Source organism: Enterovibrio gelatinilyticus (assembly GCF_028683095.1).
Taxonomy (GTDB): Bacteria; Pseudomonadota; Gammaproteobacteria; order Enterobacterales; family Vibrionaceae; genus Enterovibrio; species Enterovibrio gelatinilyticus.
The window spans coordinates 165,827-189,446 of sequence record NZ_JAJUBC010000001.1 but is presented as its reverse complement, the minus strand read 5'-3'; the positions used below and the strand labels follow the sequence as shown (position 1 = coordinate 189,446).

Here is a 23,620-nt window from a genome sequence, read left to right as displayed (position 1 = left end):
TTAGTCACGTAATTCTTAGTCACGGAAGTTATCAAACTGGAATGGCTGAAGATCAGATTCACGTGCCAACTGCATGACAGCTTGTAGATCATCACGTTTTTTTCCTGTGATGCGCACTTGTTCGCCTTGAATTTGCGCTTGCACTTTGATCTTGGCGTCTTTGATCATTTTCACCAGTTTCTTTGCAACCAATGCTTCAATGCCGTTTTTGAAGTGAACTTCTTGCGACCAAGTTTTACCAGTATGAACGACGTCTTTTGGTTCCATTGATCTGGCGTCTACGCCACGCTTTGCCAAATTACCACGAAGAATGTCGATCATTTGGGTGACTTGGAAGTCTGAATCAGCAGACACTTTCACGACTTCTTTGTTTAGCTCGAAGCTGGCTTCAACACCACGAAAATCAAAACGAGTAGCGAGTTCTCGCTTTGAGTTATCTACGGCGTTTCTTAGTTCAACGTTGTCAATTTCCGACACGATATCAAAAGAAGGCATAGTGTATTCCTGATGTTTATCTAATTAATAATATGAGTAACGATGCTAACGCTTTCTATGCGTTAGCTGTTACGTTTTTCTACAGCATCTGACAACATTTGTAGCATTGTCGTCGTATCGTTCCAGCTTAAACATGGATCAGTAATAGACTGACCATAAGTTAAGCTATCAATTTTGTCTTTATCGACGGCTTGATTACCTTCTTCGATAAAGCTTTCCGCCATAATACCTGCAACAAAGGTATCGCCATCAGTGATCTGCTGGCAAATATCGGCTGCCACATCAATTTGGCGTTTATGCTGTTTCTCGCAGTTAGCATGGCTGAAGTCAACCACTAGGCGTGGCGTTAATTCAAAGGCACTAAGATCCTCAGCAGCTTTCGCAACATGTTCACGTTGATAGTTAGGCTGATGTCCGCCTCGCAGAATAACATGCCCATATGGGTTGCCACTGGTGCGATAAATAGTCATGACACCTTGTTTGTCTGGCGAGCAGAAAAGGTGTGACGTTTGGCTCGAGCGAATGGCATCAATTGCGATTTTCGTGTTGCCGTCGGTGCCGTTTTTAAAACCAACTGGGCAAGAAAGTGCAGACGCCATTTCACGGTGGATTTGTGATTCCGTCGTACGCGCACCAATGGCGCCCCATGACACCAAATCGGCAATGTATTGACCTGTGATCATGTCGAGAAACTCGGTGGCGGTTGGCATACCAAGTTCGTTCACATCCAACAAGAATTTACGCGCTTTGAAGAGGCCTTCGCGAAGGTGGCAACTTCCATCAAGGTGCGGGTCATTGATCATGCCTTTCCAGCCAACGACGGTGCGTGGTTTTTCAAAGTAGGTGCGCATGATGATATGCAGCGTGTCGCGGTGGGTATCAGCGAATGCTTTTAAGCGTTTTGCGTAATCCAGCCCTGCTTCTGGGTCATGAATAGAGCAAGGGCCTACCACGACAAGCAGGCGGTTATCACGTCCAGCTAAAATGTCTTCAGCTTGCTGACGTGCTTGAGCGATATGGTTTGCAACATGATCAGAAAGTGGAGACGCAGCTTCCACTTCTGCTGGCGTTGGCAATGTGTCAACAGGTTGCGTTCTTAGTTCGTCGGTTTTAATCGGCATGGACACTGCCTTCCTTTACTTCAGCGTTGTTGCAAAGGCAGTAAGATACCAAAAATTCGGACTCAGAGAAGCAACGAGTTTATCTTTCAGCGATTTATTCTAGGTATTGGTGGGTATTTGTACTATTTTTGCTGCAATTTTACACGGCTCGCGCCGTAATAATCGTTGATAAGTAAAACTATGAACAAATTGATTTTTTCGCTTGTAACGCATTACTACTCTGGGTATGTTTTGAAGTAGATGGACGAAAATCAGGCGCTTGCGAAAAAGTCGCCAACAGTTCAACAGCTATTTGTGCCGTTTAGGCATGTTGATTTTTACAAGGCAGTATTGGTGCGCTATGTCTCAGATGGATTTGAATTATTCTACCGTTCTTAAAATTCCCGCTCAGCTTGATAACCCTGATCAGACCATAGGGCTCGTGGCATTGGGGCAGCTATATAATAATGTTGTTGGTGTTCACCCTGCATCGCTCGAAGATAAAAAACAGGCCATTGAATCGTTGGTGGAATTGCTTGAACAAGCCTACAAACGTGCGCCAGAACAACCCTTCCGTGTGATGTTAAATGAGCAGAGCGCGTTTTCTTTACGTGACCTTGAGCATGGAAACGTTGAACCGAGTGAAGCTAATCCTGCGATGGGGTTGCGAGGTGTCTCTCGTTTTGCCAGTAAAGTCGGGAAGCCGGGGTTTGTACTTGAATGTGACGTGCTGAAATCGGCGATTTATGACAAAAAACTTCCCATTGAGATCGTGGTACCATTTGTTCGTACGTCTAGCGAAGCCGCAACCATTATTGATTTACTCGCGGAACAAGGCCTTTGCCGCGGTGCAAATGGGTTAAAGGTATTACTTGCATGCCAACTGCCATCGAATGCGGTACTTGCTGAACCTTTGCTCGCTTACTTTGATGGCATCGTCATAGACGTGGACAATCTTGCAGCGTTCACTCTCGGTGTGGATTTTTATGATAATGCACTGCCATACGGGTTCAACAAGAACAATGAAGCGGTGCGCAGTTTGATTTTGGATACCATCAGAAAAACCCAATTGGCGGAAAAGCCTGTCCAAGTATTAGTTCAGCAAGCAGATAGTGCCATTGTTGAACTGGCCGAAGCTGCCAACGTGTCTGTTGTATATCAGTAAATACGAAGACCAGAACATTAGCTAAACGCCACGTCTAACGTGGCGTCTTAGTTTCATTCGTCGCTCAACGCATTGCCGCCATTTATGTTTGCCGTAACCTTTCTTGCTTTCTTGCTTTCTGCTTCCTTGTTCTCGTTCGCATAAGTGCATTGGGTTTTCTCTACACGTAAAGCAATCAGGCGTCGTTTTCTTTTTGCTAGTGGTGAAAACAAGGAGAAACGTGCAATAAAAAACCAATCAAGTGTGGGTTTTTAAATTACTACAACCGTCAAAGCGATAAATCTCGTATACTGCGCGGTAGTTAAAATAGATGAGCAAAACCTCAATGATTAAAATTGGTCAGTTGAACACTCTTACTGTGGTCAAAGAAGTAGATTTCGGCGTATTCGTCGATGGTGGTGAGGACTATGGCAATATCTTACTGCCTAAGCGATATGTCCCGAAAGGCACGCGACTGGGCGATGAGATTGAGGTGTTCATCTATTTTGATTCACAAGATGAAATTATCGCCACCACAGAAAAGCCATTGGCGAGTGTTGGCCAGTTTGCAAAGCTTAATTGCATTAGCACGACACCGGTTGGCGCGTTTTTGAACTGGGGACTACCAAAAGATTTGTTGGTGCCGTTCAGTGAACAACGCATGAAGATGCAAGAAAACCATTCGTACCTTGTTTACTTATACATGGATAATGCGTCTGGTCGAATTGTTGGCACGACTAAGTTCAACAAGTTTCTTGATAAAACCCCTGCGAGATACAAAGTGGGTGAGCAAGTGCATGTTACTGTCGTCGAGCAGACTGACTTGGGTTACAAATGTGCTATCAACGATGCTCACTCAGGTCTGATTTTCAAAACCGAAGCGTTCGGAAAGATCTTCGTCGGTAAATCACTGAAAGCGTTTGTTAAGCAGATTCGTGAAGATGGCAAAATTGACTTGTCGCTTCAAAAGCTTGGCAAAGGAAAGGTTGATGACTTGGCTGACAAAGTGATTCGTAGTTTGGAGCTGAAAGATGGCTTCTTACCGGTTACCGATAAGAGCAGCCCAACCGAAATTTTCGAAATTTTCCGCACCAGCAAGGCGACCTTCAAGAAAACCATCGGTAGTCTGTACAAAGAGCGTCGAATTCGTATCGAAAAAGACGGCATTTACCTTATCAAGTAAACCCGCACGACATGTATAGAAGAGAAGCTGCTTTGGCAGCTTTTTTTGTACCTGTACGTCATATATTGGGGTTCATAACGATGGAAACGGGTAGGAAAAGACATCAAGTTCTCTACGGAGGAGCAAGCTGCTTGCAAATTAAGGACAAAAAAAGAGCTCGGAACGATTCCTGTTCCGAGCTTAGGGGAATGGCTCGTTAGAGCCTTGCGCTAACTGGTTTAAATGGAGATTAATAACCTTTTAAAAGTTAGTCGCTGCAAGGCACAAGGGTTGTAGCATCATTAAGACTTTTAGCATCACTTAAGCAATGAATAAATTGACGTCTCTAACTAGCTCTCTAGGAAGGCCATTTTTGATCCGATTGCCTACCCATTTACCGATGCCGATAGGTTGATTTCGGTAACACACAATCACTTCACCTTTCCCCGATAGGTTCTCAGGACGAATATCTCTCCCCATGTACCACTCTTTAGCATCTTGTGCCGATAGGTTCACACATAGCGGTTCCGAGCCATCCGCGAGCGCCATAATGGTTTCGTGCTGCCAGCGGTATCCGTTTTTGTGAGACTCTGCGAGCTTAAGGCCAATACGGTCGAATTTAATTTCCGGCAGGATTGATTCCACGGCGGCTGGGAATATCCATACTTCTTTTTCGCGCAACCAAACGTTTGATGATTGAGGAATCTCAATACCTAACGTCGCTTTAAGTGACGCTTCAACCGATTCTGCATCGGCTGGTTTGGCTTTTTGGAATGGGAATTTACGCGGGCGTTTTTTGATCATTTCGCTGCCGACGTTCTGTGTTTTACGAAGGCGAGCGACAAAGAAACCTTCGCTGTCGAAGATTTGCGGGAACACATGAAGAAAGCCTTCTTCTGTACATGCAGCGTCTGCGCCGTTGAACAGTGTACTGAGTGATTCAAACTCGACGGCATCACCAAAAGTTTGCTTTAAGAAATGGCAAACATCTTGGTTTTCTTCGTGACTCAATGTGCAGGTTGAATACACCAAGGTTCCGCCTGCTTTTAACGCATGAAACGCACTGACGATTAAGTCTTTTTGCGTATTAGCGATGTCATTAACCGCTTCTAGGCTCCAATTCGCGAATGCGTCGGCATCTTTACGAATGGTTCCTTCGCCAGAACAAGGTGCATCAAGCAATATGGCATCGAATGTTTCTGGTAGCCATTCACCAAATACACGGCCGTCATATTTTGTTAAGGCAACATTGTGTACGCCGCAACGAAGCAAGTTGGCGTGCAGCACTTTTACGCGACTGGCAGAGTATTCATTAGCAACCAGTAAGCCCGAATTCCCCACAGCAGCGGCGATTTGGGTAGTTTTGGAGCCAGGAGCGGCCGCCATGTCGAGTAGTCGTTCCCACTCACCTTGGTTGTTCTCCATCAGCGCCGTTACCGGCAGCATAGAACTCGCTTCTTGAATGTAGAAAAGTCCCGCCATGTGCTCGGCGGTATTGCCTAGTGGTACGGCTTCGTTTTCATCTTCATCGATCCAGAAACCCGTCTCACACCAAGGTACGGGTGTTAGCGTCCAGCCTTTCTCTGCCGCTCTGACCTTAAAATCTTCAACTGACGTTTTAAGTGTATTAACGCGAATACTTCGACGCAGTGGGCGCTGACAGGCGGCCACAAAATCTGTCATGGAAAGATGGGAAGGCAGGATTTGCTCTATTTGCGCTAAGAACAATGCTGGCATGTCGATATTTGGATGCACCTGAACGGTCTCTCTATGGGGTTTCTGAACGGGGGAGTGTAAAAGGAAAGTGGTTGAGAAACCAGATGGAAGCGTTTGTCAGCTGATAAAAAGGCGCGAAACCTGAAGGATTCGCGCCTTAATAGGGCAACTTACACCCAATTAACCTGAATCCTGCGCCTTCAGGTTATATGGGTATATGGTTTATTGGTGATCAGAAATACGGAATAGCCGTGCGCCAAGATGTCCATTCCGGTTTGGGTGTTTTATGAAGTAAGAAATGCTGATCAGTTCTCGCGGGGTTAGCGAGCTTTTCGCCTTCAGGGGTAGCAAAGGCTATGCCGCCTTTCAAAATGCTATCCAACGAACCCGTGCGAATGTTGGCGCCAGTCAAACCAATAGAAACATCGACACCCGATTGGTTCCAGAATACCGTATTGCTTCTAACGAGGTGTTTGTAATCATCACTGATTTTTACTTCAATCAGTACGCGATCGGCAAAGCGGCCTAAGGTCACGTTTGTCACTGCACCCACTTCGAAGTCTCGGAATAGGATAGGGGCACCTATAGAAACAGAGCCTCGGTTTTCACTTTCTAATACCAATGTTAAGCCACCAGCGTATTCAGCCGACTTGTGTAGCTGGAATGACTGACGTTTCGCCCCTTTACCGGGTACGACAGATATGTATGCGCCAAACAACGAATCTAGGTTCTCTGTTTTAGTCAGGCTGAGCGAGGGCTGCGCTACCCAAAAATAACTGGTTGCGCGTGCAAGTTGTTCCGAAAACTCAGGGTAGATAGTCGCATTGATCATTACGCCATCATCTTGAAACGCTGGAGAGAGCTTAGTGATTTCACCCACGTCCACCCCTTGGTAGCGAATTTTGCTACCTGAAGAGAGGCCAATTGCGTTATCTGCGGTAAATGTCAGTTTTACGCCATAGTTTTGCGCATCAGTAAAACTGTCATAGAGTTTCCAATGCTTACCGACTTTATTGTCAATTCCCTCTATCTCACCAAAAGATATTCCACCGGCAATCATGGATTTCAATGAGCCAGTATCAATTTGCACGCCAGATAAGCCTGCTTTGATATCCACACCTGAATGGTTCCAAAACACAGAGTTTGGTGTAACCAAATGGTGATATCTATTATCAATTTGAATCGTTACATGTACTTGTTGTTTGGTGAGTTCAAAGCGTTCAACCTTGCCTACGTTAAAGTTTTTGTACATCACAGGGCTGCCTTCAGAAACTGACGGCAATTTATTCGCGATGAGTGTTATGCGCTTAAAGCCTCTCAATGCTTGTTTAGCGTTTCGCGCAAGAATTTCTGACCCAAACAAGGTGTACTCTGATTGTGCTTGATGATCGCCTTCGCTGGTGAATCCAATGCTCTTATCCACCATTTGCGTAAATGTTGGCACGCTAAACTCGATCCCTTCGGCATTGATTTGACCGTTAATTCCACCTAAGACATAGAAGCGAGAGTCGCTCTTTACGAGGTGCTTGTAGTTTGGATCAACGACAAGACTGATCGAAACATCATTGGGGTTTAACTGTGTTTTATGCACAAAGCCCACTTGGATACCGCGATAAATTAATTTGGTGCCTTCTTTTAGCCCCCAGATGTTCTCGGCGTTGAGTGTAATGGTTAATGCACGAGGATCATTGGCAAGTACGGTTTGAGTTGTTTGAGCAACGAAATCGTGCGTTTTTTCTCCGTCACCTGGTTCAATGGAGAGGGTATTGCCCGTCACCAAGTTGCTGATGTTCTTAACGCCGCCTAATGAGACTTCTGGAGCATTGATGATGAACTGAGACCCAGTGGTGAGTGTCCATGCCATGGAAGGATTGATATTGGCTTTTGCGACTGTGCCGGAAAACGAGTTATTAAAATCAATACCATTGAGACGCCCAATCTCTAAGCCTTGATAAACAATAGGAGAGTGTGGATTAGTGATTCCATGGTTTTCAGGGAGCACGATCGAAATAGGAAGGCCACGATCTGTGTCATTGATAGAGCGATACAATGTGAATGTGTGTAACGGCGTCACTAACTCTCCGCCTTGTGGCGAATCAAAGGCGATACCTCCAGCCAAAACTGAAGCAAGATTTTCTACGTTGATATCTACGCCACTAAAACCAATGTCAGCGCTCACGCCGCTGACATTCCAGAACTTCGATGTTTTCATCACCAGTTTGGCATATTCTTTCTTAACACTTAGTGACACTGTCACGCCTTGCCTGTCTGACGTTAATCGATAGTCCACCACTTCGCCAACGCGGATTTTCTTGAAATAAATCCCAGAGCCAATACTTAACGAACCTAAGTCAGGTGCTTGCAGCTGGATGTGCAAGTTGCCATCTTCAGAGATGTTCACAGGCGGTTCTTCAGCAGCCACAAAAGTGTTGCGTACGTCCCCGCTACCCGGTTGAACCGCGATGTAATTACCTGAAACCAGCGTATCTAGTCCTGAGATTCCTGTGATAGATGCTTTTGGTCGTACCACCCAAAACACAGTGTTTTGGCGAAGGATTTTAGTGGCTTCTGGGTAGATTTCAGCTTCGGCAGAGATGCTCTTTAAATCGTCAGACAGTGTGATCTTTCGGACGATACCGACTTCCAAGCCTTGGTAACGAATAGCGGTTCTACCCGCTTCGATACCTTGTGCATCGGTGAAGTATATTTGAATGCGTTCGCCTGCTTCATTGACAGATTTGTATAGCAGCCAGCCAGCAAGTAAGAAGGCGAGAGCGGTAAAAATCCAAAGAGGAGAAATACTTCTATCTTTTTTGAGTTGAGGTGTGGTCACTGGAGAGTGTTCAACGTTGCTCATGTTTGTCCCAAATAAGTCGAGAATCGAGGCTACCAGCGGAAATCATGGTTAATACCACAACCAATCCGAAGGCAATAGCGCCGGGCCCAGGAGTAAAATCTAATAGGTTACCGCGATCAATCAGAGACACCATGATAGCAATGACGCAGAGATCCATCATTGACCATTTGCCTATCCATTTGACGAAACGGTACATTTTCATTCGCTGTCCGCGACCAGAATCAACTTTCAAATGAATACAAATCAAAATGTATAGAAGGCCGATAATCTTAGCGACGGGAACGATAATACTGGCTGTAAATATAATGATGGCTATGCCATACATTCCTTGTTTGATAAGACCTGCCACGCCAGAAAAAATCGTATCTTCAAATCGTTTACCGTTACTCAGTAATACAGATATCGGGTAGAAGTTGGCAGGAAAGATAAACACAATGGCTGCAAGCAGGGATGCCCACGTCTTTTGCAGGCTTTGAAAGGTACGCTTTTCTAGCTTTGCGGTACATCGCTTGCAGTGCGTGTGGTCGGATTGTTGTGTTAACCCACAATGCTGGCAACGAATGATTGATGTTGTGTCGGTATCACCAAGTTCAATGTCTTGAAGGGCGACATTATTTCTGCTCAACGCCTCCCAGTATCGAGCTGGAGATACGCGAGAGAGTAGGTAAGCCATTAACACTTGCAGAAACACAAAACTCAGTAAGGCGGGACCGACTGAAAGCTCGGCAATTTCTATGACCTTAAACCCAGCAACTGCAAGGCTGACCAAAAAGACATCAATCATAACCCAATGCTTAACAACCTTGAGTAAGTAAGTCGCTATATATAGAGAGCGAACGTGCTTAGCCTTTAAGGCGAGGTTCGCCACGAGAATAGAGATTAAAAATACCAAAGGGGCGATGGCAGTCGTCGCAATCACCAACACGCCAACAAAAGGGAATGTGTTGAGCAGCATGATTCCGCCGCTGGTGACTGTGGTGTTAAGTGTCACACCGAATAAATCAATTGAAATGAGAGGAAAAAGCTGGGCAGGTAAAAATAGAGCAAGCGCTGCAAACGTAATCGCAATCTCACCCGAACGACTCAGTGATGAGTTTTTGATTACACGGGAGCCGCATGTCGGACAGCAAGCACTGAACCCACGCTGTGTGGGGATTTGTTGCAGTAACAAATCACAGGATGTGCACTTAAGCACGCGCATGGCGTCTATTCCCCTTTGGTGGTTCGAGTTACCCTTAGGCGTGGATATAATTTATAACCTAACACCACATATTCTGGGGTGTTTATATCGAGCCCCGATCCTTGGGATACTTCAGTTAGCGCTGAATCTACCTACATCACTTATCGATACTTCATCGAATTCGAGTGTTTTGGCAAATGTGCATCTTAATCAATCTGTTACTTAAGAACACGTACTTTTTATCAAATTCGCGTTTCTTTTCGCCATGTATTGATGTCAATGTAAAACATAGGCAAGGTACCGTTATTGAACACTTCCACAATAGGTTTTATTTTAGTCTTTATGACATAACGGATACCATGATAAATGAATAACAAAGAAGAATTCTATGCACTAATTGCCCGACAAGCTGTATCGCTTGTTGAAAATGAACCAAATCTTATCGCTAACCTCGCGAATATCAGTGCACTTTTGTTTCAATCGTTAGAAGATATCAATTGGGCTGGTTTTTATCTCGATGACGGGAGCGAACTTGTTCTTGGTCCATTCCAAGGGAAAACCGCTTGTGTGAGAATTCCCTATCAGAGAGGGGTCTGTGGAAGTGCATTCAGTCACAAACGTGTTGAAAGGGTGGATGATGTACATCTTTTTGAAGGTCATATCGCATGTGATGCAGCAAGTAACTCAGAAATTGTTTTACCTTTGTATCAAGGTGAGAAGCTATTGGGTGTTTTGGACATAGATTCGCCAAAAAATGCAAGATTTGATCGCGATGATGAAACCGGACTCACTTTATTGGTCAATGAATTGCAAAAACACCTCTAAATTTAAGGTTCTCTGTGGTTTTTCAGGCACAGGTATCTATAATACGCAGCACTAAATTTGTTAACTCGTACATGATCTCTGTTGTCGCCATTGCGCTAAGAGACAGGAAGAAAAATGGAAAACACTGAAAAATTAGCTAACAGCAAGCAAGTTATCGCCTATATCGCTGAACGTTTCCCGAAGTGCTTTACCCTTGAAGGTGAAGCGCGTCCACTGAAAATAGGCATATTCCAAGACTTGGCTGAACGTCTTGCTGATGATGCTAAAGTCAGTAAAACTCAACTTCGCGCGGCACTACGCCAATATACATCTTCCTGGCGTTACCTATACGGCGTAAAAGCTGGCGCTGTTCGTGTTGATCTTGACGGCAACGATTGTGGTGAGCTAGAGCAAGAGCATGTTGACCATGCTCAAACTGCATTGGCAGAAAGCAAAGCACGCGCTGCAGAACGTCGTAAAGAGCAAGCAGCGAAGAATGGCGATAAAAAAGCCAACGCAAAAGAGAAAAGAGCGCCAAAATCAAATAAATCAACAGCTAACCAAGCAAATTCTCGACCAGCTAAGGCAAAGAATACTAAGCTTGTTAAGAAGCCAGTTGAGCCACGTCGTGAACTCAAGGCTGAAGATATTGTCGTAGGTAAAGACGTAAACGTTAATATGGGCAATGGCAACATGCCTGCTACGATTGTAGAACTCAACAAGGACGAGGTTCGCGTTCGTTTAAGCAATGGTCTAACCATGCTAGTAAAAGCGGAGCACCTCAGTTCGTAAAGGAGATACCTCGACGCATGATAGGTCGATTCCGCTTTTCCGTGATTGCTGCCAGCTTGATGCTGGCAGCATCCACTCAGGCCCTAGAGGCCAGTTACGACACTGCTGAGTTACCTACGCTGGTTTCAGAACCTCAGCACAAGGCCGCAAGTATGCGGATAACCAACAGTTTTGAAAAATCGCATTACAAACAGTTCACGCTGGATGATGAGTTTTCTTCTCAGGTCTTTGACCGCTATCTCGAAACATTAGACTTTAATCGCCTATTCCTCACGCAGGTAGAGGTAGATGCGCTGTCAAAATGGCGTAATAACATTGATGAGCAACTTCGTTCTGGTGATACGTCTGCCGCATATGACATTTTCAATACGTCATTGAAGAAGCGTTTTGAACGCTACCAGTACGCGCTTTCTTTGCTCGACAGTGAAATTACGTTCGATGCAGATGAAAATATGTTGATTGACCGAAGCGAAGAGCCTTGGGCAAAAGACACGGCAGAGCTCAATGAGCTTTGGCGAAAACGCGTTAAAAATGATGCACTAAATTTGAAATTGGCAGGGAAAACGTGGCCTGAAATTCAGGAAACACTATCAAAGCGTTACAACAGTGCCATTAAACGTCTTACCCAAACAAAAAGCGAAGATGTGTTTCAAGTTTACTTGAATGCTTTCTCTCGTGAAGTCGATCCACACACTAGCTACCTTTCTCCGCGTAACGCTGAGCAATTCCAGTCTGAGATGAATCTGTCTCTTGAAGGTATCGGTGCTGTGCTGCAAGTCGAAGATGACTTTACGGTTATCCGTTCGCTTGTTGCTGGTGGACCAGCGTCAAAATCCAAAAAGCTTTCTCCTGGCGATCGTATTATCGGTGTAGCTCAGGGAGCCGAGCAGGTTATTGATGTTATCGGTTGGAGATTGGATGACGTTGTTCAATTGATTAAAGGGCCCAAGGGGAGTGAGGTTCAACTTCAAATACTTCCTGAAGGTGCAAATGCCAAAAGTTACAATGTCACTTTAGTTCGTGACAAAATCAGACTTGAAGATCGTGCGGTGAAATCAGAAGTGATTGAGCAGGCAGGATCCAAAATTGGTGTGATTTCAGTACCAAGCTTCTATGTGGGGCTGGCTGAAGACACGAAGAAAGAAATTGCGAACCTGAAGAAAGAAAACGTTAGCGGTATTGTCGTAGATCTTCGAAACAATGGCGGTGGTGCACTGAGTGAAGCGTCGGCATTGACTGGCCTGTTTATTCAAAGCGGTCCAGTTGTTCAAGTACGCGATACTTACGGTCGAGTAAAAGTTAACAGCGATAATGATAATGCCATCTACTACGATGGGCCACTCACTGCGTTGATTAACCGTTATTCTGCGTCTGCGTCTGAAATCTTTGCTGCTGCACTTCAAGATTATGGTCGCGCGGTGATATTGGGTGAGCAATCTTTTGGTAAGGGAACCGTTCAACAACACCGTTCGCTGCAAAAGATATATGACTTTCCTGATAAGCCATTGGGTCATGTTCAATACACGATCCAAAAATTCTACCGTATTAATGGTGGTAGCACGCAGCACCTAGGTGTAGTGCCAGACATCGCATTTCCAACAGCCATCGATCCGGCTGAAACGGGTGAGAGTGTTGAAGACAATGCACTTCCTTGGGATAGCATTGCACCAGCAGCTTATAAAACCGTCGGAGAATTTAAAGGCTCACTGTCTAAATTGGACAAAGCACATCAGGCTCGAATAAACGCCGACCCTGAGTTTGCGTTTATATTAAGTGATATTGAAGAGTATCAATCATTGAAAGACATCAATACGATCTCTCTTAGTGAAAAAGTGCGAATCAAAGAGCAAGAAGAGTCGGATGTAAAGCGTCTTACGCGATTGAACGAACGTCAATCTCAGTTGGGCAAGCCTGTCTTCAAGACATTGGACGATGTTCCAAAAGATTATGAAGAACCTGACGCTTACCTCAATGAGGCGACGTTAATCACGCTTGATCTTGCGAAGAAGCTGAATAGCTAGTTATGGTATTCTGAACTTACCTAGTTGAAGCGGGCATTAGCCCGCTTTTTTTTCAATCGTTATATTCTCAAAATCCAGAATAAAACCGTCCCTTACAGTGATATGCGTCTAAAATTAACAGTGCGTAATCAAATTAAGGGGAAGCGGATGAGTAAGTGGATTAGCCTAATGATTGTCGTTATCTCTGTGTCGATGCCAGTGAAAGCGCAAGACCTCACCCAGTTTGATTTTCCTTTACTCATTGGAGATTGGTACTGGTTCAGCCCTGATCAGCAGCAAGACAACACAAACGAAGAAACCACATATAAAGCCATCAATATATCCTTTGGTTCTGATTATCGTTTCGATGTGAAGCTTCTTAAAAGCGACGGTGAAATCGAAGAGGCAGAAGGATTCTACGATTTAGACGAAAATACGTTGGTTCTTAACGATGACTTCGGAGATTCCCAACAGCATGAATACAAGCTCAGCCATAATCAGTTAAAGTTGAAAGGCGCTAAGTTCACTAAAATTTTGCCACACAACTTATCTGGAGCTTGGTTCAGCGATGTGATTGGCGGAAAGGATGTCGATGAGCGAGTGGATGAACTTGCGTTAATGCTACGTCCAGACTTTCTGTTTTCCGTTCGCGTGTCCGGTAAGCAAGGGCAACAGGTTACACATCGTGGCGTGTACTTTTTAGAGAATGATCATCTTGTTTTGATTTATCGTGGCGGACAACAAGATTCTCAGTTTGAGTTGGATTCAAATACGTTGACGCTAACCAATACGCAATTTGGAATGGAAGCCGTACTTCGACGCCAATTAGAGTGACGAATGTTTGTTATGCGGGTTGTTCAATTTTATATGTACGACTAGGAAACTGAAAAAGGGCGCTAATGGTTAGCGCCCTTTTTGATGAGTTTGATGAATGGTTCGGATTCGGATGACGTGATTTATGATGAGCGCCTTCAAAGACAGTTAGATATTAAAGGCCTTTTTAAGTGCATCAAGATATTCGTGATCACGACAAATTGACTTACCGGGTTCATCAGAAATTTTGGCCACGGGTTTTCCGTTACACGACACCAGCTTAATCACAATGTTTAGTGTTTCCACCTCGGGTAGGTGACAGGTGAGTTGAGTGCCAATGCCAAACGATGTGTTTATTCGGCCACAAAAATGATGGTGAATACCTAGTGCTTTGTTGATCGTGAGGCCATCAGAAAAAATAAGCGTCTTTTCCATCGGATCGATGCCTAAGCTCTCATAGTGTCCAATGGCTTTTTCACCCCATGCAATAGGATCACCACTGTCATGGCGAAGTCCCGAAAACTGATGGCTCAAATAGGGGGTGAAGTCGTTTAAGAACGCGTCCATATTGATACAGTCAGTTAGCGCGATCCCAAGTCTATTGGGATATTCTTGTAACCATCGGTTCAATGCTAATTGCTGCGAATCTGCCAAGTCACCGGTCAATTGCTGATGCGCCTGGAACCATTCATGCGCTTGAGTTCCTACGGCTGGGATACCATGTTTCATAGCCAGTAGTAAATTTGACGTACCACCAAAGTGTGCAGAGTAGTGGACGAGGTGCTCAACAATGGCATGATGTACAGCCTTTGAAAAACGACGACGTGTTCCAAAGTCAACGAACTGAAACCCTTTGTCTGCATCGGCCACAGATAAGGAAGCCAGTTTGGATTTAAGTAAATTGACGGCTTGTTTAGGTCCTGATTTCGGATATTTTTCGTGACAACGTAACTCGCAAATTATAGCAAGAAGAGGCACTTCCCATAGGATGATATCGAGCCATTTACCTTCTATGTGTATCGCTAATTGATTGTCTGAAATCGAAACGGTTACTTGGTCTTTGTTCAATGCAAAACATGATAAAAATGCTAAGTAATCAGGTTGATACAAACCAAGTGTAGAAAGATATTCAAGCTCAGTAGAGGTAAAGCGTAAATCGGATAGGGCCCGAATTTCAGACTCTATTTTCTCTTTTAACGCAGAAAGACTTTCATTGCTGCGACAATGAAATTCGGCAGAAGCGATCACATCAGGGTAGTGATGGTAGATAGCTTGCTGCATATTTAACTTATAGGCATCCGTGTCTATCAATGACGAAATAATGGGCGTTTGCATGCCTTAAAAAGTACCTCTGAATTGAGTGTTCGCGCGGTCGCGGCAATTCTCGCCTAGTTGTTCCAGGCCGTTTATATTTAAGGGTGCAAATTTAACGTCAAACTGGCCTATGTAGTCAACCTATTGATAATCAGATCTCGCTCTGTTTTTTCTTATCGTACTAGCGTGTTTGGTTATTCAGTACACAGTTAAGCTATAGCAATAGGCTGTGTTAGTGAGTATCTTAGAAGATTACTCCGAAAATCAGACATAAGCTTGGCGTATTTAACTGCCAAGCTGATATTCGTTATGCAATAAAAGGAATCTGACATGACGCAACAACCTCAGGCTAAGTACCGTAAAGATTACAAAGCTCCTGACTTTACGATAACGCATATCGACTTGGATTTTGATCTTCAAGCATCAATGAGTCGCGTAATCGCGAAAAGCCGAGTAACGCAGCAGGTTACTGGCGCAGATTCTATGTTTCTGGATGGCGATGCGCTGTCACTGCAACGCGTAGAAGTTAATGGACAACCGTGGCCGCACTATGAAGAAACCTCTGAAGGCCTTCATCTTTCGCAATTACCAAGTGAGTTTGACTTAGAGATTGAAACCCACATTGATGCCGCAGCTAATACTTTGTTAGAAGGTCTGTACCTTTCCGATGGCGCGTATTGCACTCAATGTGAAGCAGAAGGCTTCCGCCGTATTACATACTATCTCGACCGACCTGACGTTCTCGCAAAATTTACGACAAAGATAACCGCCGATAAAGCAGCGTTTCCTTTTCTTTTAAGTAATGGCAATAATGTTGGTGCTGGTGAATTAAGCGATGGACGCCACTGGGTGCAGTGGGACGACCCTTATGCGAAACCGAGTTACTTGTTTGCGCTAGTCGCGGGTGACTTCGATTTGTTAAGCGATAAATTCAAAACTCGAAGCGGGCGAGATGTAGCCCTAGAAATCTTTGTTGATAAAGGTAACTTAAATCGCGCTGAACATGCCATGACATCTTTGAAGAACTCAATGAAGTGGGATGAGGATCGTTTTGATCTTGAATATGATCTTGATATCTACATGATCGTTGCAGTTGATTTTTTCAATATGGGTGCCATGGAGAATAAAGGCCTGAATGTCTTTAACTCCAAGTATGTTTTGGCTAATTCAGATACAGCAACAGATACGGATTATCTGGGTATTGAAGCTGTTATTGGTCATGAGTATTTCCACAACTGGACGGGTAACCGTGTTACTTGTCGTGATTGGTTTCAATTGAGCCTTAAAGAAGGCCTAACGGTTTTCCGTGATCAGGAGTTCTCTTCTGATCTTGGCTCTCGTGCTGTGAACCGTATTAATAATGTCCGTATCGTTCGCGGTCCTCAGTTTGCAGAAGATCGCAGCCCAATGGCGCACCCAATTCGTCCTGAAAAAGTTATCGAAATGAATAACTTTTACACACTAACTGTTTATGAAAAGGGCAGTGAAGTCATCCGAATGATGCACACCTTACTGGGCGAAGAGAACTTTCAGCGTGGCATGAAATTGTATTTTGAACGCCATGATGGAACTGCAGCGACTTGCGAAGATTTCGTTAAGGCGATGGAAGACGCTTCAGACGCAGATTTAGCGCAATTCCGTTTATGGTACAGCCAATCGGGCACTCCCGAATTAACGGTTACCAGTGATTTTGACGACAAGGCTAATACCTTGTCTCTTACAGTGAAGCAGTACACACCATCAACGGCAGATCAAAAAGAGAAGCTCCCTCTACTCATCCCATTCGACATTGAGTTGTACGCGGCAAATGGTGATGTTATCGAGTTACAGCGTAACGGAGTGGCGGTAGATAACGTTCTTCGCGTTACAGAAGCAGAGCAAACTTTCGTGTTTGATAACGTGGAAGAGAATCCTGTTATCTCAATGCTTAGAGAGTTCTCTGCGCCAGTGACGCTCAATTATGAATACTCAGACGAAGACTTGGCCTTCTTAATGGTCCATGCTCGTAATGAATTTGCGCGTTGGGACGCGGGACAGATGTTACTGGCTAAACATATCAAAGCTAATGTAGCTCGTGTTCAAGCGGGTGAAACCATCATTTTCCCAGAAGAAGTTGTCGATGCATTTCGTGGCGTGTTACTGAGTGAAGAACTTGATGTCGCACTTATTGCTGAAGTCATGACCCTGCCTAGCGAGAATGAAATCGGTGGTTGGTTCGATGTTGTTGATGTGGATGCTATTCACCAAGTACGTGATGCCATCAAGCTTAGTCTTTCAACTGCACTGGCTGATGAATTGAGCGCGCTCTACCATTCATTGAATCAACGAACTTATACCATTACGCATGAATCTATTGGCAAACGTAGTCTTCGCAATGTGTGTTTGGGGTATCTTGCTCTTGGTGAGCAAGGCAATGCATTGGTATCTGCACATTTTGAAACTGCAAATAACATGACAGATACAGCAGCGGCACTGGCTGCAGCAACCCATGCAGAATTAACAAATCGTGACGCAGTGATGGCGGCATTTAGTGACAAATGGCAGCACGATGGTTTGGTTATGGATAAGTGGTTCCTTCTTCAAGGGTGTAATCCATCAGTAGGGGCATTGGATAATGTGAAAGCGCAAATGTCTCATCCCGCATTCAGCTTGAAGAACCCAAACCGCACGCGTTCTTTGATTGGGGTATTTTGTAACAATAACCCTGTTCATTTCCACGAAAAAGATGGGGCAGGCTATAAGTTCTTGTCTGATATTTTGATTCAACTAAATGAATCTAACCCTCAAGTCGCGTCAAGGCTTATAGATCCATTGCTGAAATTTAAGCGCTTTGATAGTGATCGTCAGTCATTGATGCGAGCTCAACTCGAACGACTGGCATTGTTAGATAACCTTGCTAAAGATCTTTACGAGAAAATCAATAAAGCACTCGAAGTGTAAAGACTGCACTTGATAAAATCGCTGGAATAAGTAATTTAAAGCCGTCACACAGGAGACGGCTTTTTTTATGAACGCGAATGTCTATTTATTTACTTTGGATATCTCATACCATGTCTTTCTGCAACATTATGCGGGTGCTGCCTCAACCGTTGTCGTTAGAACAGACAAAGGGTTAACACTGCAACTGCCTGCATCGCGCCTACGTCCATACCTTACTCAAAGAGGCTTAAAAGGGAACTTTCGTCTCATTGTTGATGGTGCCAATCGTTTTAAATCTCTCGAGCAAATAGCGTAAACCGTACGGCAATCACATATCCAAAAACTCGAACGTAATTAACGTTATTTGATGTAACGAAATTATTAACAAAGTCGTAAACTACTCCATACGTCGCAAAGACTAATTAACTTCTATACTCATAGCGATTACATAAAAAATATATGGAGTAAACCATGACCGCGCGTGACCCTATTGTGCCGGTGTTGCTTGAGAAAGTTTATCACCTCATTGCTGAAAAACTGGACAAGAAACAACAACCACTCGTAGAAACTTTGGCAAAAAGGATTTTGGGTCCCATCTCAGATGATGATTTACAGGAAAGGAATGAATCCGACCTCTACGGCGCTGTTATCAGCCTGTGGCATCATCTAAATACGTTCGAACAAGATAAGATCTTTGTAAAGGTATTCAACCCTACATTGAGTGGCAATGGGTGGCAGTCAACACATACAATCGTTGAGATAGTCACGCCGGATGCACCTTTCTTGGTTGATTCTGTTCGCATGGCTTTGAATCGTCTTGATATAGCTTCGCACCTCATGCTCAATGGGCCGTTGCATGTATTAAAAGACAGTGGTGGGCATGTTGTCGAGATTGGCGGAGAGAAGGGGGTTCGTCAAACCGTCTTCCATCTAGAAATCGACCGCATGACCAGCAAAAAAGAAATGGCAGCTTTGGAAGCAGAGGTAACAGAAACGCTTACTGATGTTGCGCTAATCGTTAATGATTGGCAACCAATGCAAGCCAAAATGCAGGAATTGATTGCAGCACTTAAGAAAGATAAGCCGCCTGTCGATAAAGAACGTAAAGATGAAGCGGTTGAGTTTCTTCAGTGGATTGGTTCCCACAATTTCACGTTTATGGGTTACAAGTATTATGAGCTGAATGCCATAGAGGGTGACCATGAACTCAAACCGTCTAGTGAACAAGGTTTGGGTCTGGCTAAGAAGCTAGATCTTAAACGACCGGGCGTTAAATTATCTGCAATGCCAGAGTCAGCTCGTGCGACTGCTCTTCGTAAAGAATTGCTGATTATCAACAAAGGTAGCAGTAAATCTCGAGTTCACCGTCCCGCATACATGGACTACATTGGCCTCAAGAGTTTTGATAAAAAGGGCAATGTGATAGGTGAACACCGTTTCCATGGCCTTTATGCTTCAGCTGCATACAACCAGGCAACCAATGCGATCCCTGTATTGCGTAATAAAGTGCAGCGGATCCTAGAGATCAGTGGTTACTACCAAGGATCTCATTCGTGGAAAGCGCTCGCCAACATTATTGAAAACTTCCCTCGTGATGAGCTGTTCCAAGCATCTGAAGCTGAAATGCTCGATATTGGTATGGGCATTGTACAGGTACAAGATCGCGATATGTTGCGTGTATTCGTACGACGTGACCCATTTGGACGTTTCTTTTCGTGCATGGTGTATGTGGCGCGTGAACGCTATAACACTGAATTCCGTATCGCAGCTCAACGTATTTTGAAGAACTACTTTGGCTCTGAACAGGAAGTGGAATTCAATACGTTCTTCTCTGAAAGCCCGCTCGCGAGAACGCATTACATTGTGCGTGTTGATAACAACAACTTTGATATTGATGTGAAGAAATTGGAGCAGAACCTGACTGAAGCCGCGTCTTCTTGGGATGATCGTCTACAAGAATCTGTCATTGCAAACTTTGGTGAGAATAGCGGTACGCCAATTGCGAAACGCTATCTTGGTGCTTTCCCTCGCTCATACAAAGAAGCCATGTTGCCAGGTTCGGCGGTGGCTGATATCGAGCGACTGGAAAACTTGGGCGAAGACAATAAGCTAGATATGCTGTTCTACCGACCACAGGAAGAACCTTCAACGTCTCGCGCTGTTCGTCTAAAACTGTTCCAAAAAGATGAAGCAATTCACTTGTCTGATGTGATGCCAATGCTCGAAAACCTTGGTTTACGTGTTATTGGTGAATCGCCATACAAGGTAACAACAACGACAGGTGATGTGTTCTGGATCCTCGACTTCTCGATGTTACATAGTGCGAGTAACAGCTTCGATCTTTCAGAAGCGCGTGATCGTTTCCAAGAAGCATTCGCGGCTATTTGGCATGGTCGATTAGAAAGCGATGGTTTCAACCGTTTGGTGCTAAATGCTGGTTTAACAGGGCGAGAAGTCACGATCCTTCGTTCTTATGCTCGTTATATGCGTCAAGTGGCATTCCCATTTAGCCAAACATACATCGAAGACACGTTAGCGTCTCATGCTGATTTGGCTCAATATCTGGTTAACCTGTTTAATACTCGCTTCAAGCCGTCAAAGACTAGTGATAAAGAACAGGCTCGAATCATCGCTCAGATAGAAGAAGAGCTCGAGAACGTTGAGAGCTTGGATGATGATCGTATTATCCGTCGTTACATGGAAATGATCCTTGCGACTTTACGTACGAACTACTTCCAAAAAGACGAGGTGACGGGGGAGTTTAAAGACTATCTGTCTTTGAAACTGCAGCCTTCAAACATCCCTGAAATTCCAAAACCTGTTCCATTCTTTGAGATCTTCGTCTATTCACCAGACATTGAAGGTGTTCACTTACGTGGTGGCAAGGTTGCACGTGGTGGTCTTCGTTGGTCAGACCGTCAAGAAGATTTCCGAACAGAAGTGCTGGGGTTGGTGAAAGCTCAGCAGGTTAAGAACACAGTTATCGTTCCTGTTGGAGCAAAAGGTGGCTTTGTTTGTAAAAAGCAGCACTCTCTGAGTGGTCGAGATGAAATTTTCGCAGAAGGTCAGCGTTGCTACCGTATATTTATTCGTGGCTTGCTCGACATTACGGACAACATCATTGAAGGCGAGTTAACGCCGCCAGTCAATGTAGTACGCCATGATGAAGATGACCCATACTTGGTTGTTGCAGCAGATAAAGGGACGGCGACGTTCTCGGATCTTGCTAACTCGGTATCTGAAGAATACAACTTCTGGTTGGGTGATGCGTTCGCTTCAGGTGGTTCGAATGGTTACGATCACAAAGCGATGGGTATCACCGCTAAAGGTGGTTGGGAATCGGTAAAACGTCACTTCCGTGAAATTGGTATTGACTGCCAAGAAACAGATTTCACCTGTGTAGCCATTGGTGATATGGCGGGTGACGTGTTTGGTAATGGCATGTTGCTGTCTAAGCATATCCGCTTACAAGCCGCGTTTAACCACCTCCATATATTTATTGATCCAACACCGGATTCAGCAAAATCGTGGGTAGAGCGCGATCGTTTGTTCAAGCTTCCTCGTTCAAGTTGGGAAGACTACAACACGAAACTGATTTCTAAGGGTGGTGGTATTTTCTCGCGCAAAGCGAAATCTATCGATTTATCTCCAGAAATTCAGAAGATGTTGGGCGTGCGTAAGCAATCAATGGCGCCAAACGAGTTGATCAAACAGATCCTGAAATCAAAAACGGATCTGCTTTGGAATGGTGGTATTGGTACCTATGTGAAATCCGAGTCTGAAACGCATACCGAGGTGGGTGACCGCGCCAACGACGGTCTGCGTTTGAACGGCAATGAGCTCGGAGCTAAAATCATCGGTGAAGGCGGCAACTTGGGTATGACTCAGTTAGGCCGTATCGAATTCGCGATGAATGGCGGTCTGGTGAATACTGACTTCATTGACAACGTGGGTGGTGTTGATTGCTCGGATAATGAAGTTAACATCAAGATCTTGCTCAATGGTTTGGTTGCAGCAGGGGATCTTACCTATAAGCAACGCAATGAATTGCTAGAACGAATGGAAGATGAAGTTGGCGATATCGTATTGGATGATGCGTATTGCCAGAGCGAATCCATTTCTGTGACCAGTAATCAAAAAGCTGCACTGTTGAAAGAACAAATCCGCTTTATTCATTATTTGGAAAAAGACGGCAAGCTTGATCGACAATTGGAGTACTTACCTGATGATGAAACGTTGGCTGAACGCCAACTACACGGTACAGGTTTGACTCGCCCAGAAGTGGCGGTGCTGGTGGCTTACGGTAAAATGGTGCTAAAAGAGCAACTAGTGGTTGAGCAAATCACTCAAGACCCGCACTTTGGCAAAATGTTACCGGCTTACTTCCCGAAAGAGTTACAGTGTAACTATCGAGAAGCGATGGAAACGCACCCGCTACGTGGTGAAATCATTGCTACAACGTTGGCGAACCAAATGTCGAACGTGATGGGCTTTAATTTTGTCACTCGTATGCAAGATGAAACAGGCGCGAGCGTCGGTGACATTGCTTCTGCTTATGCGATTGCCAATGAAGTCTTTGAGTTCGACAAGACCTTTGAAGACATTCGTGCGCTCGACAATCAATTGCCTGCACAGGTGCAATACGCCGTAATGTACCGCTGTCGTCGCATGCTTCGTCGAGCATCGCGTTGGATCTTGCGTAATCCAATGAAAGGCAAGGGCATAGAGGATCAAGTTGCGTTCTATAAACCTGCGGTTAAGAACTTAACGGATAACCTAGAAACTTATTTGGTTCCGGCTGAAATCAAAGAACACGAAGAGCAAGCGGAAGAGTACATTGTTCTTGGTGTGCCAAAGGCAATTGCCGATAAGGTTGCCCGTTTGAGCAGCTTGTTTGCTGGTCTTGATTTGGCGCAAGTTTCTGAGCAGATGAACAAACCATTCGATGTGGTTGCGCGTTTGTACTTTGTATTGGGCGATACCTTGTCATTGCATTGGTTCCTCAAACAAATCACCAATCAACCAGTGGAAAACCATTGGCAAGCATTGGCTCGCGCTTCATTCCGAGAAGATCTTGATTGGCAACAACGTGTTTTGACCGCGCATATCCTCGAAGATATGAATAAAGGTGAGAGTGCAGAGTTGGGTCTCGAGTCTTGGATGGTTGAGCATGCGGTGAATTTGGGGCGTTGGGAAAGCATTGTTGCTGAGTTTAAAGTAGGCACAGCCCACGAATTTGCTAAATTCTCCGTTGCATTGCGGGAACTTACACTTTTAAATTTGAATTAGATCGACAAAGTGTTGATAATACAGCCCCGTTTATA

Annotated in this window: 15 protein-coding genes; 9 read left to right on the top strand and 6 right to left on the bottom strand. The window is 44.6% G+C overall.

Translation table 11 applies throughout. From position 1 onward, the window contains the following. Positions 1 to 15 precede the first annotated feature (15 nt). Both LRP50_RS00830 and LRP50_RS00825 read right to left on the bottom strand, forming a co-directional pair. Positions 16 to 495 carry a YajQ family cyclic di-GMP-binding protein gene (locus LRP50_RS00830; protein ID WP_274162624.1) on the bottom strand — a complete coding sequence of 160 codons (480 nt, stop codon included), beginning with the start codon at positions 493 to 495 and terminating at the stop codon, positions 16 to 18. Positions 496 to 557: 62 nt separating this feature from the next. Continuing rightward, the gene (locus LRP50_RS00825; RefSeq protein WP_274162623.1) at positions 558 to 1,616 is read right to left on the bottom strand and encodes a 3-deoxy-7-phosphoheptulonate synthase; all 1,059 of its coding nucleotides are present in this window, start codon (positions 1,614 to 1,616) and stop codon (positions 558 to 560) included. A gap of 340 nt (positions 1,617 to 1,956) precedes the next feature. On the opposite strand from LRP50_RS00825, the gene LRP50_RS00820 reads away from it, so the two are divergent. Together LRP50_RS00820 and LRP50_RS00815 are read left to right on the top strand one after the other, a co-directional pair. Continuing rightward, complete coding sequence (locus tag LRP50_RS00820; protein ID WP_274162622.1) at positions 1,957 to 2,760, top strand: putative PEP-binding protein; 804 nt, start codon at positions 1,957 to 1,959, stop codon at positions 2,758 to 2,760. Between the two features lie 325 nt (positions 2,761 to 3,085). Further along, on the top strand, positions 3,086 to 3,922 hold the full coding sequence (locus tag LRP50_RS00815) for a CvfB family protein (RefSeq protein WP_274162621.1): 837 nt from the start codon (positions 3,086 to 3,088) through the stop codon (positions 3,920 to 3,922). A gap of 300 nt (positions 3,923 to 4,222) precedes the next feature. On the opposite strand, the gene rsmF is transcribed toward LRP50_RS00815, so the two are convergent. The 3 genes from rsmF to LRP50_RS00800 form a co-directional block, all read right to left on the bottom strand. Continuing rightward, the gene (rsmF, locus tag LRP50_RS00810; protein WP_274162620.1) at positions 4,223 to 5,656 is read right to left on the bottom strand and encodes a 16S rRNA (cytosine(1407)-C(5))-methyltransferase RsmF; all 1,434 of its coding nucleotides are present in this window, start codon (positions 5,654 to 5,656) and stop codon (positions 4,223 to 4,225) included. Between the two features lie 193 nt (positions 5,657 to 5,849). Continuing rightward, positions 5,850 to 8,474 (bottom strand): MlaD family protein, encoded by a 2,625-nt coding sequence (locus LRP50_RS00805; protein WP_274162619.1) that lies wholly within the window; start codon positions 8,472 to 8,474, stop codon positions 5,850 to 5,852. Then, positions 8,461 to 9,675 (bottom strand): paraquat-inducible protein A, encoded by a 1,215-nt coding sequence (locus tag LRP50_RS00800; protein WP_274162618.1) that lies wholly within the window; start codon positions 9,673 to 9,675, stop codon positions 8,461 to 8,463. Before LRP50_RS00800 ends, LRP50_RS00805 begins: the two co-directional genes overlap by 14 nt. Before the next feature lie 345 nt (positions 9,676 to 10,020). On the opposite strand from LRP50_RS00800, the gene LRP50_RS00795 reads away from it, so the two are divergent. The 4 genes from LRP50_RS00795 to LRP50_RS00780 all read left to right on the top strand — a co-directional run bounded on the left by LRP50_RS00795 (position 10,021) and on the right by LRP50_RS00780 (position 14,084). Beyond that, on the top strand, positions 10,021 to 10,479 hold the full coding sequence (locus LRP50_RS00795) for a GAF domain-containing protein (RefSeq protein ID WP_274162617.1): 459 nt from the start codon (positions 10,021 to 10,023) through the stop codon (positions 10,477 to 10,479). A gap of 114 nt (positions 10,480 to 10,593) precedes the next feature. Next, positions 10,594 to 11,250 (top strand): RNA chaperone ProQ, encoded by a 657-nt coding sequence (gene proQ, locus LRP50_RS00790; protein WP_274162616.1) that lies wholly within the window; start codon positions 10,594 to 10,596, stop codon positions 11,248 to 11,250. Between the two features lie 17 nt (positions 11,251 to 11,267). After that, complete coding sequence (gene prc / locus LRP50_RS00785) at positions 11,268 to 13,271, top strand: carboxy terminal-processing peptidase (RefSeq protein WP_274162615.1); 2,004 nt, start codon at positions 11,268 to 11,270, stop codon at positions 13,269 to 13,271. Positions 13,272 to 13,418: 147 nt separating this feature from the next. Next, positions 13,419 to 14,084, top strand: a complete 666-nt coding sequence (locus tag LRP50_RS00780) for a lipocalin family protein (protein WP_274162614.1) — start codon at positions 13,419 to 13,421, stop codon at positions 14,082 to 14,084. A 147-nt stretch (positions 14,085 to 14,231) separates the two neighbouring features. Here LRP50_RS00780 and pncB read toward each other — a convergent pair whose 3' ends face one another. Then, positions 14,232 to 15,398 (bottom strand): nicotinate phosphoribosyltransferase, encoded by a 1,167-nt coding sequence (pncB, locus tag LRP50_RS00775; protein WP_274162613.1) that lies wholly within the window; start codon positions 15,396 to 15,398, stop codon positions 14,232 to 14,234. 309 nt (positions 15,399 to 15,707) lie between these two features. On the opposite strand from pncB, the gene pepN reads away from it, so the two are divergent. The 3 genes from pepN to LRP50_RS00760 all read left to right on the top strand — a co-directional run bounded on the left by pepN (position 15,708) and on the right by LRP50_RS00760 (position 23,585). Then, on the top strand, positions 15,708 to 18,317 hold the full coding sequence (gene pepN / locus LRP50_RS00770; RefSeq protein WP_274162612.1) for an aminopeptidase N: 2,610 nt from the start codon (positions 15,708 to 15,710) through the stop codon (positions 18,315 to 18,317). Between the two features lie 67 nt (positions 18,318 to 18,384). Continuing rightward, positions 18,385 to 18,612, top strand: a complete 228-nt coding sequence (locus LRP50_RS00765) for a DUF2835 domain-containing protein (RefSeq protein WP_274162611.1) — start codon at positions 18,385 to 18,387, stop codon at positions 18,610 to 18,612. A 155-nt stretch (positions 18,613 to 18,767) separates the two neighbouring features. Continuing rightward, positions 18,768 to 23,585, top strand: coding sequence for an NAD-glutamate dehydrogenase (locus LRP50_RS00760; RefSeq protein ID WP_274162610.1), 4,818 nt, complete (start codon positions 18,768 to 18,770; stop codon positions 23,583 to 23,585). The last annotated feature ends 35 nt before the right edge of the window (positions 23,586 to 23,620 follow it).